The organism is Thauera sp. SDU_THAU2 (genome assembly GCF_038260575.1).
Taxonomy (GTDB): Bacteria; Pseudomonadota; Gammaproteobacteria; order Burkholderiales; family Rhodocyclaceae; genus Thauera.
In genome coordinates this window covers 2970271-2982144 of record NZ_JBBWUN010000003.1, presented here as the reverse complement: position 1 = coordinate 2982144, position 11874 = coordinate 2970271, and the positions used below count along the sequence as shown (strand labels likewise).

General features: G+C 65.5%; 13 protein-coding genes and 1 pseudogene. 2 read left to right on the top strand and 12 right to left on the bottom strand.

What is annotated here, in order from left to right; all coding sequences use genetic code 11:
• Positions 1 to 30: 30 nt before the first annotated feature.
• The 10 genes from AAFL97_RS15615 to AAFL97_RS15570 all read right to left on the bottom strand — a co-directional run bounded on the left by AAFL97_RS15615 (position 31) and on the right by AAFL97_RS15570 (position 7728).
• Positions 31 to 1620 carry a hypothetical protein gene (locus tag AAFL97_RS15615; protein ID WP_341645694.1) on the bottom strand — a complete coding sequence of 530 codons (1590 nt, stop codon included), beginning with the start codon at positions 1618 to 1620 and terminating at the stop codon, positions 31 to 33.
• A gap of 192 nt (positions 1621 to 1812) precedes the next feature.
• Positions 1813 to 2127: a hypothetical protein gene (locus tag AAFL97_RS15610; RefSeq protein WP_341645693.1), complete on the bottom strand. Its 315-nt coding sequence runs from the start codon at positions 2125 to 2127 to the stop codon at positions 1813 to 1815.
• Between the two features lie 78 nt (positions 2128 to 2205).
• A complete protein-coding gene (locus AAFL97_RS15605; RefSeq protein WP_341645692.1) occupies positions 2206 to 3513 on the bottom strand; it encodes a tetratricopeptide repeat protein in 1308 nt (435 codons plus the stop codon).
• Positions 3514 to 3533: 20 nt separating this feature from the next.
• Complete coding sequence (locus tag AAFL97_RS15600) at positions 3534 to 3782, bottom strand: hypothetical protein (RefSeq protein WP_341645691.1); 249 nt, start codon at positions 3780 to 3782, stop codon at positions 3534 to 3536.
• 35 nt (positions 3783 to 3817) lie between these two features.
• Positions 3818 to 4360: a hypothetical protein gene (locus AAFL97_RS15595; RefSeq protein ID WP_341645690.1), complete on the bottom strand. Its 543-nt coding sequence runs from the start codon at positions 4358 to 4360 to the stop codon at positions 3818 to 3820.
• A gap of 29 nt (positions 4361 to 4389) precedes the next feature.
• Positions 4390 to 4593 carry a hypothetical protein gene (locus AAFL97_RS15590; protein WP_341645689.1) on the bottom strand — a complete coding sequence of 68 codons (204 nt, stop codon included), beginning with the start codon at positions 4591 to 4593 and terminating at the stop codon, positions 4390 to 4392.
• A complete protein-coding gene (locus tag AAFL97_RS15585) occupies positions 4590 to 5327 on the bottom strand; it encodes a hypothetical protein (protein WP_341645688.1) in 738 nt (245 codons plus the stop codon). The genes AAFL97_RS15590 and AAFL97_RS15585 overlap by 4 nt, the downstream gene beginning before the upstream one ends.
• 13 nt (positions 5328 to 5340) lie before the next feature.
• Positions 5341 to 5790 (bottom strand): phosphatase domain-containing protein, encoded by a 450-nt coding sequence (locus AAFL97_RS15580; protein ID WP_341645687.1) that lies wholly within the window; start codon positions 5788 to 5790, stop codon positions 5341 to 5343.
• A 148-nt stretch (positions 5791 to 5938) separates the two neighbouring features.
• Entirely contained in the window at positions 5939 to 7303 is a 1365-nt protein-coding gene (locus AAFL97_RS15575) for a sensor histidine kinase (protein WP_341645686.1), read from the bottom strand.
• Positions 7300 to 7728 (bottom strand): response regulator transcription factor, encoded by a 429-nt coding sequence (locus tag AAFL97_RS15570; RefSeq protein WP_341645685.1) that lies wholly within the window; start codon positions 7726 to 7728, stop codon positions 7300 to 7302. Before AAFL97_RS15570 ends, AAFL97_RS15575 begins: the two co-directional genes overlap by 4 nt.
• Here AAFL97_RS15570 and AAFL97_RS15565 point away from each other — a divergent pair.
• Positions 7727 to 8179 carry a hypothetical protein gene (locus tag AAFL97_RS15565; RefSeq protein ID WP_341645684.1) on the top strand — a complete coding sequence of 151 codons (453 nt, stop codon included), beginning with the start codon at positions 7727 to 7729 and terminating at the stop codon, positions 8177 to 8179. The genes AAFL97_RS15570 and AAFL97_RS15565 overlap by 2 nt on opposite strands.
• Positions 8176 to 8931 carry a hypothetical protein gene (locus AAFL97_RS15560; protein WP_341645683.1) on the top strand — a complete coding sequence of 252 codons (756 nt, stop codon included), beginning with the start codon at positions 8176 to 8178 and terminating at the stop codon, positions 8929 to 8931. The genes AAFL97_RS15565 and AAFL97_RS15560 overlap by 4 nt, the downstream gene beginning before the upstream one ends.
• Before the next feature lie 148 nt (positions 8932 to 9079).
• Here AAFL97_RS15560 and fba read toward each other — a convergent pair whose 3' ends face one another.
• Together fba and pyk are read right to left on the bottom strand one after the other, a co-directional pair.
• Positions 9080 to 10144, bottom strand: a complete 1065-nt coding sequence (gene fba, locus AAFL97_RS15555) for a class II fructose-bisphosphate aldolase (protein ID WP_341645682.1) — start codon at positions 10142 to 10144, stop codon at positions 9080 to 9082.
• Between the two features lie 104 nt (positions 10145 to 10248).
• Positions 10249 to 11710 (bottom strand): annotated as a pseudogene (gene pyk, locus AAFL97_RS15550) (pyruvate kinase).
• Between the last annotated feature and the right edge of the window lie 164 nt (positions 11711 to 11874).

Here is an 11874-nt window from a genome sequence, read left to right as displayed (position 1 = left end):
CGGGTCGCCCTTCCCGAGCAACCCTGGATTTCATTGGACCACGGTAGGCCGTGATTGAAGCACGCGCGCGCGCTCCTGGCGATAGGCGCCAGCAAACACCGGGGCCGACGAGCCGGCTTCGTCAGCCCTGACCAGCCGCTGCTTGCGCGTGTCGTAGCGGCCGGTCAGCGCCGCTTGCCCGCGAGAGAAGCGCAACAGATTGTCCTGCACGGTCCGCTGGCGATCACCAAGGCAATCGGCTCCCACGAAAGCCTCGACCTGCGTTTGCAGCATGTACAGGTGCTCGGCCGCCGCCATCGCCGCGTCCATGGTGTCTGCGGTGGATCGTCCGCCCGCGCCGCTGAGGGTCGCCTGGAGAGCCAGGGCCGTGGCCCAGGCGCCGGCCGGGCCGGCGTGGCGTTCGAACACCTCCAGGTGCGCACGCTCCAGGATCACCTCGACTGGCTGCTCGCGCACCTCGCGCGTGACCGCGCCGAAACGGTCGCGGGTCACCTGCACCAGTTGCGTCGTGCGTTTCACCGGGTGCTGCAGATAGCGTGTGCAGATCCGGCCATGGCTGGCCAGCACGCGCACGAGCACGTAGCTGAAGAACTGGCGATAGTCGGCAACGATGTCGAAACGCCCGGCAGCCAGCACCTCCAGCATGTCGTTGGCGTCGTGCACCGGCCCCCGCTGCTGGTAGGCGCGCATCTGGCTGCGATCCACGACCCACTGGTCGCGTTCGCGGCGTGCCAGCAGGAAGCAGTCTCCCGGCTGCACGCACTGGAGATCCCTGGGCATCGGCGAGATCGCGAAGCGGATCGTGGTGGCCTGCGGACAGCGCTGGGCATAGACCGGCGCCACGTCCCGCGCCACCATCTCGAAGTTGCCGATGCTCGGCGGCGGCGACAGCCGGCGCTCGGTCTCGTTGCTGAACATCGGCTCGATCAGCAGGGCCGGGTTGGCCTCGCACAGGCCGACGTGGTGCACACCGGCCACGCTCATCATGTCGCGGTAGCGGATCTGGAAGGGACGTGCCTGGCCGAAGGCGGTGGCCACGCGCCCGTCCTGCAGGGCCCATGCCGCGCGCTTCATCGAGGTGCCCTCGTAGACGAAGTCACCCTGGTGCGCGTAGGCGGGGCGAAAGCGCAGGCGCACCACTTCCAGCGCGTCGCACTGGCCGGCGAGGGCACGCTGCATCAGGCGCGCCAGTTGATGAACCGAGGCCGGCAGATCCTTGCCGGCGCGCGATGCCAGAAAGGGCGCCAGGTCCAGCTTGCGCGTGTCCTGGGCCTCGACGAGGACGTCCATTTCCTGGCTGCAACTGCCCTGAAAGAAGCTGCGCAGGTCGGCGCCCCGGGAGCCGCCCTGGACCATGAAGCCATGCGGCCCGCCACCCGGAACGATGCTTCTCGCCACCCTGGCCACGGCCGCGCCATCCTGGAGCACCAACCCGTCGTCATTGCGTTCCCAGACCTTGAGCTGCTCGTTGGCCGGCGCGGCCGCGGGCGCCGAAGGCCGCGAACCGGGCGACAGACGTTCGGAAACCTGCTGGGAGACGGTGGCCACGGTCGCGCAGCCGTCCAGCAGGGTGGCGGCACGCGCGAACAGAAACCGCTTGGTCAGTCGCCCGGCGAACATATGGAAATCTCCTCGGTAACCACGCTTCGTTCCTCTATTCGAGGACAGTAGCAGTTGGCCGTCGATGCGTCGCGTAACAATGACGGTTAGCGGTTTTCGACGCCTGCCATTCACAGTCGCTGGACATGTTCCGCATGCTCGCGGCGCAGGCGCCCGCATCCAGGTGATTCACACGGCTGCATGGCCAAATCGTCAGATCGATGCGATGACGTAACCCGCCTTCAGTCCGTGTTCCGCACTGATTTCCGAGACATGGTCATGCGCGCCAATCCTTTGATACAGCTTGGCCAGAATGTCTATTGCTGCCTGTACCTCTGCCTCGTAGGCCGCGACGGCAGTTATCAGCGCGTGTTCCGCCAGCGCGGCCTGGAGATAGTTTATCGACACATCGATCCTGTCGATGGCCTCGTGTATGTGTCCATCATTGATTCTGTAAGCTTCAGTCATGGCGAATCCCTGCGCTGTGGGAACCGTGGGCTGATCCGATACCGATTCATCGGCCGCCATTCGCAATCTCTGGATATGTTCCGCGTGCTCGCAGTACGAGCGCCGGCAACCCGTTGGCTGCACCAATCGTCACGGTCGTCATGGGCACATTTCATTCATCATGTTGCGCAGCGTCGTCTCGCGATCCTTCGAAATGGTCCTGGGGGTCGAGAGAATCCAGGATGATCGGTTGTCGCAATAGTATCTGCCGCCATCGTAGAAATCGACGTGCGTCAGGAACGACCCGCAACTGGCTGCCGGGGAGCAGGTCACCTGCCTGGAGCACTTGCCATAGCTAGTACACGAACCAAAGCTCACATCGCATACGGCGATGCTTGCCTCGGCGCGTTTGCGGCAATCGTCCGTTTCGTTCTTGTTACGATCACCTGCGGCAGCGTACACCGAGGGCTGCTTGTCGCGATCAGGCGTCAGTGCTTTGTTTATCATCCCAAGGCCCAGTGCGAGTCGAGCCATTTCCAGCAATGGGTTCTCGTCCGATGCCGCCGCGGAGCCGCGGGGGGATGGCGGGGGAGATGACTGACTCATGGCAGTCAGTCGCTCCGCTGCCTTGGAATGACCCTGCCGGGCCGCCTTCTCGAGCCAGAATTCGGCCTGGGTCAGATCACGCGGGACGCCATACCCCCCACCGTAACTGATCGCCAAGTTGTACTGGGCGTTGGCGTGTCCTTGCCCTGCAGCTCGGCGAAACCAGCGTACCGCTTCGGTGTCGTTCTGCGCGACGCCTTGCCCGCTTCCGTACATCACACCCAGACTGTTCTGTGCGTCCGCGTTACCCTGCTCCGCCGCTTTGCGGTACCAATGCAGCGCCTGCCCGGCATCTCGGGCGACACCCTGGCCGTTCTGGTACATCAAACCCAAATTGTTTTGTGCGTCCGCATGACCCTGCTCGGCCGCCTGGCGAAACCAACGTGCCGCTTCGGCATGGTCTTGCACGCCTCGCGCGCTATTTCTATACGCCACGCCAACGTTGTACTGCCCGTACATATTTCCCTGCTCCGCCGCACGCAAGTACCAGCGCGCTGCTTCGGTAGCGTCTCGAGGGACGCCTCGCCCGTTTTCGTACATCAGGCCAAGCTCGATCTGCGCACCTGAGTGACCTTGTGTTGCCGCTTGGCGATACCAATGCACCGCTTCGGTATCGCTTTGCGCAACGCCATGCCCGGACAGATACCTCATGCCCAAGCCGAATTGCGCGACCGCATTCCCTTGGTTTGCACTCGCCAGCGTCATCTCGACAAGCATCGCCTCAATGGCTTCCGCATGGATCTGCTGCTCGGTCCGGACTGGCGCCGCGGTTTCCTGCGCCGGTACGAGGGTGGGCAACCCGGAAAGCACTGTCGCCGCGAGAACTCCTGACATGCGGACTACACCCAGCAAAGGCTTCATGTATCTGCTCATGCGATTCTCTATCTCGTAAATGCGCGATGCGTGTCCCAGGCCAGGCACGTCATCGCTGCGGTCTCCTTGGCAGGCTTGCGTGCGTCGCCACAAAGCGTAACGTGCACGGTGGCCTTGTCGATGAATCCCCAGTCATCGTAGTGGCCTGCGAAGTGCTGAAGATTGTCCACGACAAGGGCCAGCGTCGGCCTGTCCACTTCGATCTCGACGTACTGCCTGTCGCTGCCCTCCGCCTGACGACTGTCTGCCGATTCCATGAATCATCTCCTTTCGGATACTGCGGCCGCGATACTCACTCGAACGTCGGGCCAAGGATGAACCAGACCCGGTTATCTCCGTGACGGATCCAGTAGAGGAAGCTGCCAAACTCGACTTCCCAGTCGGTAGCGACTCCTGCCGAATTGCGCTTGGTGACCGAGAACTGTTTGCCGGGGACGCAGACCGCAACCTGTGCGCGCAGCCGGTCCGCGAATTGGCCGGCGTCGGCCGCCGAGCCGGCGATCCAGTGGCAGGAAAAAGCGCGCTCTTCGAAATACTTCCCCGGAGCGACGCTGCACGACTTTGCACCGGGCAGGGTCAGCGTCGAGATGTAGTTGTGCTTGGAGATGTCTTCGACAGCGCTCTTCAGCCGCGGGAAATCCGCGATCATCTCCGTCTCCACCGTGTCGAGCAGCCGGCATAGGGACTGTGCGGCCACCGGCAGCGGCAGGAGGAGGACGGCCATGGCAAACGCCAGGGATTTCGGGGCGTGGCCAAAAGGAGCAGAATCAGGCCGATGGATGCAGGTGAGTCTGGATTTCATCGTCGGCTCCGGTGAGGTGGGGGCAATGCCCATGCGTTTCTCCATCCATGCGTTTTCATGTTTCAGCGGCGACCTTCATCGGCCGGGCGCCCTGCGGTCAGGTTTGCATCTTTCCCGATAGGGCAGACGAAGGGCGGCGACATCCCCGGCAGTTCGCCGCAGATCGCCCCGTCCGTAGCCGGCACCTGCGCGTGCTGCGACGCGCAGCCCGCGATGACGACGCTGCACGCGCCGAGCCCCACCCACCGCACGATCCGGCGGCTCATCGGACGGCCACCAGTTGTGCGCTCCAGGGAAGGTCCAGCGCCTTAAGTGCCTCGTCCTTCGTCACCGTGGGCAGGCGGTCGCGGGGTACCGGCTGCGGCGATTGCCAGTCGGTCTCGCCGACCGCGAAGAAGCGGTCGATCGCCGCTTCGATGCTGGGACGGTCGATCCGGTCGACATCGAGCACGATACGAAGACCGATGCCGTTGCTGTAGCTGCGGTCCATGCGGAACGACTCGTGAATGACCGGTGGTTCGTCGCGGATGATCTGCGCTTTCAGGCGGTCCTCGTACTCGGAGAATGTCAGTCCGCCGAACTGCTCGTAGCGCGCCGGTTTCTTCCAGATCATCCACACCGTGAGCACCTCGCCGGTGGGCGACACGGTCGCGGGCACGGTCTCATGGCTGAACTCCCTGCTCTGCTCGCAGGCATCCAACTGCGCGTATGCGCGGTCGAACGCCGCGTCCCGGGCGGCATACCAGAATGCCAGCCGGGCAGTGATCATCTCCGCGTTCCACCAGGTGAACCGGTCTCGCCCCGGGAACTGGAAATCGTCCCACTGGCAGCACAGATCGGGCCGGTCGGGATCGGGCGGCACGTGGTAGCTGGTGTAGCGCCCGCCGTACACGGCCGCGTCGCGGCGAATCCGGCCCTTCAGGCGGACAACCTCATCGCTGCGCCGATGCCGGGGCAGGGTGACGAAGGGGCGGCGCTTGTGGTCGAATCGGTCGGTCATGGTTCATGCACTCCTAGAAATCTCCGTCGGCCACCTGAAAGCAGGAGAGCCCCGCTTCTCGCCACATCCCGACAACCTTTTTTCTGTCGTCGAAAATGCAGAACACCTGATCCCTGCCGATCAGCGTTTCCATCCATGCTTTCTTCAATTCTTCGTCAGGCGCGTAGTTGCCCTGCGGCCGCATGACCAGAAGCTCGAACTCGATGCCGTGGCCTCGCAGCCAGGCTTCGGTTTGCGCTTTCACTCTCTCGGATCTTCCGGAGAAGATGACCATCCGATACTTGCCCGTGGACTGGATGATCTTGTAGACATCCATGACCGCCACATTGGGGGAGTCGCCCGTGCAGGCTGCGTCGAATGCCTGAAAATCCTTCTTCTTGCCGCTGACCAAGTGCCTGCGGTGATCGATGAGGGCCAGGGTTCCGTCCAGATCGAAAATCACTGATTGCTTCATCGAGGCCATCCCCTTTTCTCCGCCAGCGGCTGCGCTTCGTTTTTCGATTGGGGGACAGTAGCAGTTGGCCGTCGATGCATCGCGTAACAATCACGGTTAGGCCGGGCGCCGATGAGCCGCAACGCGCGCGCTGCGCCGGGCAATGGGCCGACGAGCCTTACGCCGCCGCCGGCGCGGTATCGGCACGCGGGAAACGCAGCGTCACCTCGAAACCGGGATGCGTGTTGCGCAGCTGGATCCTGGCGCCGTGGCGAATGGCGACCGCCTGCACGAAGCGCAGCCCGAAGCCATGGCCCGCTGCCGGGCCCTGCGCGCCGGCAACGATCAGTTCGGTCAGGTCCTCGCTCGCCGCTCCCGGTCCCTGGTCCCGCACCGAGACGGTCACGGCCTGCGCTTCTGCCCGCACGACAACCCTGACCGTGCTTTCCGGCGGTGAGTGCTTCAGCGCGTTCTCGATCAGGTTCATCACCGCGCCGCGCAGATGCTCCTCCACGCCATGGACCCTGGCGCCCTCGCTGCCCGCGGCATCAACCGCCAGCTCGACGCCAGCGGGCAGCGCCGCATCGCGGTAGAGCTCGGCAGCGGCCGCAACGAACGCCACCGGATCGAGCACCCGGTTCTCGAAGCCCGAGCCGCCCTCCACCTTCGCCAGCGTCAGGATCTCCTGCAGCAGGTCGATCAGCCGCCCCGAGGCGTTCGCCAGGCGTGGCACACCGGCCGCCCGGGCCTCGTCGCGCAGATGCGAGAGCTCGCGGTTCAGCTCATGCGCCGCCGTCTGGCTGAATGCATCCAGCCCATGCACGAGCCGCTCGTTCTCTGCCAGCGCCTCGTTGATGTTGCCCGCCAGTTCCGCCAGTTCGTCACCGTCCTGGGTGATCTCGGGCGCGACGCGCTGCTTCAGGTCCCCGCGGCGCAGCGCCTCGAAGACGGCGTTGGTAGCGGCGATGCGCCGGCGGAACTGCTGCGCGGTGCTGAGCGTGAGCACCGCCGCCAGGGCGAGGAAGCCCGCGAGCAGCACCGCTGCTGCCGGCACGAAGCGGAGCAGCATCGTATCCACCAGTTCCAGGCGGCGTCCGACGAGCAGTAGGAAGCCTCCATCGAGCCGCGTCGCCTCCGCAACGATGCGGCCTGCGGAGATGCCGGCCTGGGCGCCATCGAAGCGTAGCCCTCCTTCCACCGCGGGCAGGCCCCGGGGCCAATACGCCAGATTGCCGACGACCTTCGCGCCATCGTGGTGCAGGAGCAGGTAGAGGCTCTGTGTAGGTGCGTCACCTGGTTCGATCTCGATGCGGTAGTCGATCGCGTCGGCGAAGGCGACCACCTTCAGCTCTTCCGCCCGTCGGGCCAGCACACGCAGTTCTGCAGCGATATCGGCGCGGGCCATGCGCTCGGCGGTCTGTGTCAGCGTGAACAGGGCAGCGGCGACCAGCGCGGCATAGAGCAGCAGCGCCAGCAGCAGATTGACGATCAGCAGCCGCAGCAGCAGCGGTCGTCGAGTGGCTGCCGGCGCCGCTGCATTCATTCGGGCATCACTAGCCGGTAGCCGAGGCGCGGGCCGGTCTCCACACGCGGCCCGTCCGCGCAGGCCGCGAGCGCCTTGCGCAGATTGGAGACGGCGACATTGATCACGTAGTCGCGCGGAGCCACCCGGGCCTGATCCGGCCAGACCAGGCGCCACAGGACCGGGCGGCTCACCCACTCGCCCCGGTGCTCCGCCAGCGTCACCAGCAGCTTGAACCACAGTGGCATCAGGTCGAGCCGCCGTCCGGCCCAGACCGCCACCTGGCTGTCCCTGCGCAGTTCGAGCTGGCTCCACACGACGACCGACGGCGGCACACGTACTGGCGACACGCGGCGGGCCAGGGCACGCAGCCTTGCCCCGAGTTCGTCTGCATCGAAAGGCTTGTCGATGTAGTCGTCGGCGCCCTGGTCGAGGCCGTAGGACATGGTCGCTGGCGCTGGACAGGCGGCTCGCGACCAGCGTGCCGGGTGCCGCCCCCTCGATATCCCGGAACCAGGCCAGCAGGTTCAGGCCGTCCTCGCCATCGGCCAACATGCGGTCGAGGTAGATCAGGTCGACGGCTTCGCACGCCAGCAATTCGCGCGCGCCCTGGGCCGTGTCCGCGTGCAGATGCCGCCAACCGAGCCTATCGATGGCGTCGGCAACCTGGCGCGCCAGGCTGCGGTCGTCCTCGACCACGAGGACCGTCAATGTGCGGGCCGTGCCGGCCGTTTCCGTTTCCATGCCTTTCCTGCCACAATTTTCACGAAGAAGTTGAGATGCGACGGAACCAAGCGTAGCGGAACTGCGGCGGTTTCGGGACAGGCACAGCCGTGGGGGCTGCTAACAATTTCGATGATGGAAGGATTTCGACCCATATGCAGGCCCGACACATGATGCTCGGCGTTCTGGCCCTTCTGCTCCTGCTGAGTGCCTGCGCCGGAACCCGGAAGGCGGAAATCCCGCAGGACTCGACACCAACGCTGGAGCAGATGCGGCAGGCAGTGTTGGATTTCGCTCGCGCCAGTGATGCTGGCGATGCGCTGGAAATGGCGCGCGCGGCGGCGGCGCGCAGGCCTTTCGACGTACTGGCGCGTGATGCCAGCTTTCTGACCTCCTCCGCCATGTTCGAAAAAGCCCGGCAACGCGCGGCCGGCGACAGCGAACTGCTGGGGCAGATCGCCAGGCTGGAACGCACGGATAGTCCGCTGGGTGGCTTGATGGGAGGAGCGCAATCATCGCTGCTACGCCGCTTCGCCGAGCGCAGCGTCCCCTTCGTGGTGGTCGAGGATGGGCTTGTCCTGCGCGAGCCCGATTCGGGAGCACTGCCCGCTACGCCGAGTGATTGCGGTGCCCAAGGGTTCGGGCCTTCATCGAGCCGTGTCCTGAAAGTGGGTGCGAAATCCAGCCTGGTGCTGTGTGGTGACGTGCGCGCGGGACGAACCTTGTTCGTCTACGCGGAAGGCGGTTTGGATGTCCGCCTGGTGCTGAGAGTCTTCGATCTGGGAACCGCCGAACGGATCTGCGCGGAGAACCAGCCCAATCCGATCTGCAAATGGCCGCGGCCGGCGAAGGCGACCCGGGCAGTCGTCGAGATCGGCAACCCGGGCAGGGCGGACGTGTCCGTGACATTGATCGCGCATCAGTAGCCGAGATCACCCCCGCTGCGACGTTGCCTGCGGGGGTTGGTCCGGCAGGCTGCTGGCGGCGTGCGCAGTTGCCCTTCGAAAGCATCCAGGCGGGCGATGTGCGGGACACGCCGGCCGCCCTGTGCGGTGGAAAGGCGCGGCAAGGGCGTCAGCGCACGATCTGGCTCAGTTCGCCGGCCTTGTAGCGCGCGGCCATCTTTTCCAGCGACACCGGCTTGATCCGGCTCGCCTGGCCGGCACTGCCGAAGGCTTCGAAGCGGGCCCTGCACACCTGCTTGGCGGCTTCGCGCGCAGGCTTGTTGAATTCGCGCGGGTCGAACTTGGACGGATTCTCGACGAAGAACTTGCGCACCGCGCCGGTCATCGCCAGGCGGATGTCGGTGTCGATGTTGATCTTGCGCACGCCGTACTTGATGCCTTCGACGATTTCCTCGACCGGCACGCCATAGGTTTCCTTCATGTCGCCGCCGTACTGGCGGATGATCTCGAGCAGTTCCTGCGGCACCGAGCTGGAGCCGTGCATCACCAGGTGGGTGTTGGGCAGGCGGGCGTGGATGGCCTTGACGCGCTCGATCGACAGGATGTCGCCGGTGGGCTTGCGGCTGAACTTGTAGGCGCCGTGGCTGGTGCCGATGGCGATCGCGAGCGCGTCGCAGTCGGTCTGCTTGACGAAGTCGGCGGCCTGGTCGGGGTCGGTCAGCATCTGCGAGTGGTCCAGCGTGCCTTCGGCGCCGATGCCGTCTTCCTCGCCGGCCTGGCCGGTTTCGAGCGAGCCGAGGCAGCCGAGCTCGCCTTCGACGCTGACGCCGATGGCGTGCGAGAACTTGACCACTTCACGGGTGACGGCGACGTTGTATTCGTAGGAGGAGGGCGTCTTGCCGTCTTCCAGCAGCGAGCCGTCCATCATCACGCTGGAGAAGCCGGAGCGGATCGCGCCCATGCACACCGCCGGGCTCTGGCCGTGGTCCTGGTGCATGACGATCGGGATGTGCGGATAGGCTTCGACGGCGGCGTCGATCAGGTGGCGCAGGAAGGCTTCGCCGGCATATTTGCGGGCGCCGGCCGAGGCTTGCATGATCACCGGGCTGTCGCATTCGGACGCCGCTTCCATGATGGCCTGGACCTGTTCGAGGTTGTTGACGTTGAACGCGGGCAGGCCATAGCTGTGTTCGGCGGCGTGGTCGAGCAGCTGGCGCATGGAAACGAGGGGCATGAAGGTTCTCCTGGTGGCGGGCGATGGTCGAATCTAACCTCGCATTCTAATACACGAGCCGATGCTGCGTTGCGCGCGGGCGACGGCTTCGGCATGCCGTGGTGTTACAAATCCTGTGATGCCCAGGCACCCTGGGCAGGATGGTCGCCGACACGCACGATCTTGAGCGTGTTGGTGCCGCCCGCGGCGCCGATCGGCTCGCCGATCGTCAGCACGATCAGGTCGCCGTACTCGACCACGCCCTGTTCGAGCAGGATCTTGTTCGGCTTCCCACAGCAGCACGTCGCGGTCCTGGTGGGTCTGGCTCATCAGCAGCGGCTGGACCTCGCGGTACAGCGTCATCTGGTTGCGGGCGCCGACTTCGGGGGTGAGCGCATAGATCGGCACGCCGCAGTTCAGCCGGCTCATCCACAGCGCGGTCGAGCCGGTCTGGGTCAGCGAGGCGATGGCCTTGACCTTCAGGTGGTAGGCGGTCCACATCGCCGCCATCGCGATCGACTGGTCGATGCGGGTGAATACGCGATTCAGCACTTCGCGGTCGAGCGTGACCTCGCTCGACTTCTCCGCTTCCAGGCAGACCCGGCTCATCGCCTCGACGACTTCGACCGGGAAGCGGCCCGAGGCGGTCTCGGCCGACAGCATCACCGCATCGGTGCCGTCGAGCACCGCGTTGGCGACGTCCGACACCTCGGCGCGGGTCGGCACCGGGCTGGTGATCATCGATTCCATCATCTGCGTCGCGGTGATCGTGAGCTTGTTGCGGTCGCGCGCCGCGCGCAGCATCCTCTTCTGCAGTGCCGGCACGGCGGCGTCGCCGACTTCGACCGCGAGGTCGCCGCGCGCGACCATGATGCCGTCGGACGCGTCGAGGATCTCGTCGAGGTTGGCCACGGCTTCGCTGCGCTCGATCTTGGCGATCAGCAGCGCGTCGCCGCCGCCCGCGGCGCGCATCAGCTGGCGCGCCATGTACATGTCGGCCGCGCTCTTGGGGAAGGATACGGCGACGAAATCGACGCCGATCCGCGCCGCGGTGCGGATGTCGTCCATGTCCTTGGCGGTCAGCGCCGGTGCGGTCAGGCCGCCGCCCTGGCGGTTGATGCCCTTGTTGTTCGACAGTTCACCGCCCACCCTGACGACGGTGTGGATCTCGTGGCCGGCCACACGCTGCACGCCGAGCTTGAGCCGGCCATCGTCGAGCAGCAGCACGTCGCCCGGCTTCACGTCCTTGGGCAGGTCCTTGTAGTCCAGGCCGACGCGCTGCGCATTGCCGAGCTCGCAACGGGCGTCGAGGATGAAGGCCGCATCGTGTTCCAGCGTGATGCGGCCTTCGGCGAACCGGCCGATGCGGATCTTGGGGCCCTGCAGATCGGCGAGGATGCCGACCGGGCGGCCGACGAGCGCCGCGGCCTGGCGGACGGCGTCGGCGCGGGCGATGTGGGCTTCGGCGGTGTCGTGGGAAAAGTTCATGCGCACGACGTCGACGCCGGCGCCGACCAGGCGCTGCAACACTTCGAGATCGGACGAGGCAGGGCCGAGGGTGGCAACGATCTTGGTGTGGCGTGGCATGCGGACTCCCGGAGGCGTGTTCCTGCGAACGGCGCGAACTGCGGCATTGCCCTGCATTCTAAACCGGAGTCGGACGACGGCTGCCGCTGCCGCGGGGCTTGCGTCCAGTGCGATGGCATTGTCGCCGGAATGGAAAATCCAGTTTTCGGTGACTAGACTGGAAG

Coding starts and splice junctions, on each gene's coding strand:
- AAFL97_RS15600 (WP_341645691.1), bottom strand. CDS start 3,782: ATGGAATCGGCAGACAGTCGTCAGGCGGAGGGCAGCGACAGGCAGTAC.
- AAFL97_RS15605 (WP_341645692.1), bottom strand. CDS start 3,513: ATGAAGCCTTTGCTGGGTGTAGTCCGCATGTCAGGAGTTCTCGCGGCG.
- AAFL97_RS15610 (WP_341645693.1), bottom strand. CDS start 2,127: ATGGCGGCCGATGAATCGGTATCGGATCAGCCCACGGTTCCCACAGCG.
- AAFL97_RS15570 (WP_341645685.1), bottom strand. CDS start 7,728: ATGTCCTACGGCCTCGACCAGGGCGCCGACGACTACATCGACAAGCCT.
- AAFL97_RS15585 (WP_341645688.1), bottom strand. CDS start 5,327: ATGACCGACCGATTCGACCACAAGCGCCGCCCCTTCGTCACCCTGCCC.
- AAFL97_RS15590 (WP_341645689.1), bottom strand. CDS start 4,593: ATGAGCCGCCGGATCGTGCGGTGGGTGGGGCTCGGCGCGTGCAGCGTC.
- AAFL97_RS15560 (WP_341645683.1), top strand. CDS start 8,176: ATGATGCTCGGCGTTCTGGCCCTTCTGCTCCTGCTGAGTGCCTGCGCC.
- AAFL97_RS15580 (WP_341645687.1), bottom strand. CDS start 5,790: ATGGCCTCGATGAAGCAATCAGTGATTTTCGATCTGGACGGAACCCTG.
- AAFL97_RS15575 (WP_341645686.1), bottom strand. CDS start 7,303: ATGAATGCAGCGGCGCCGGCAGCCACTCGACGACCGCTGCTGCTGCGG.
- fba (WP_341645682.1), bottom strand. CDS start 10,144: ATGCCCCTCGTTTCCATGCGCCAGCTGCTCGACCACGCCGCCGAACAC.
- AAFL97_RS15595 (WP_341645690.1), bottom strand. CDS start 4,360: ATGGGCATTGCCCCCACCTCACCGGAGCCGACGATGAAATCCAGACTC.
- AAFL97_RS15615 (WP_341645694.1), bottom strand. CDS start 1,620: ATGTTCGCCGGGCGACTGACCAAGCGGTTTCTGTTCGCGCGTGCCGCC.
- AAFL97_RS15565 (WP_341645684.1), top strand. CDS start 7,727: ATGGTCGCTGGCGCTGGACAGGCGGCTCGCGACCAGCGTGCCGGGTGC.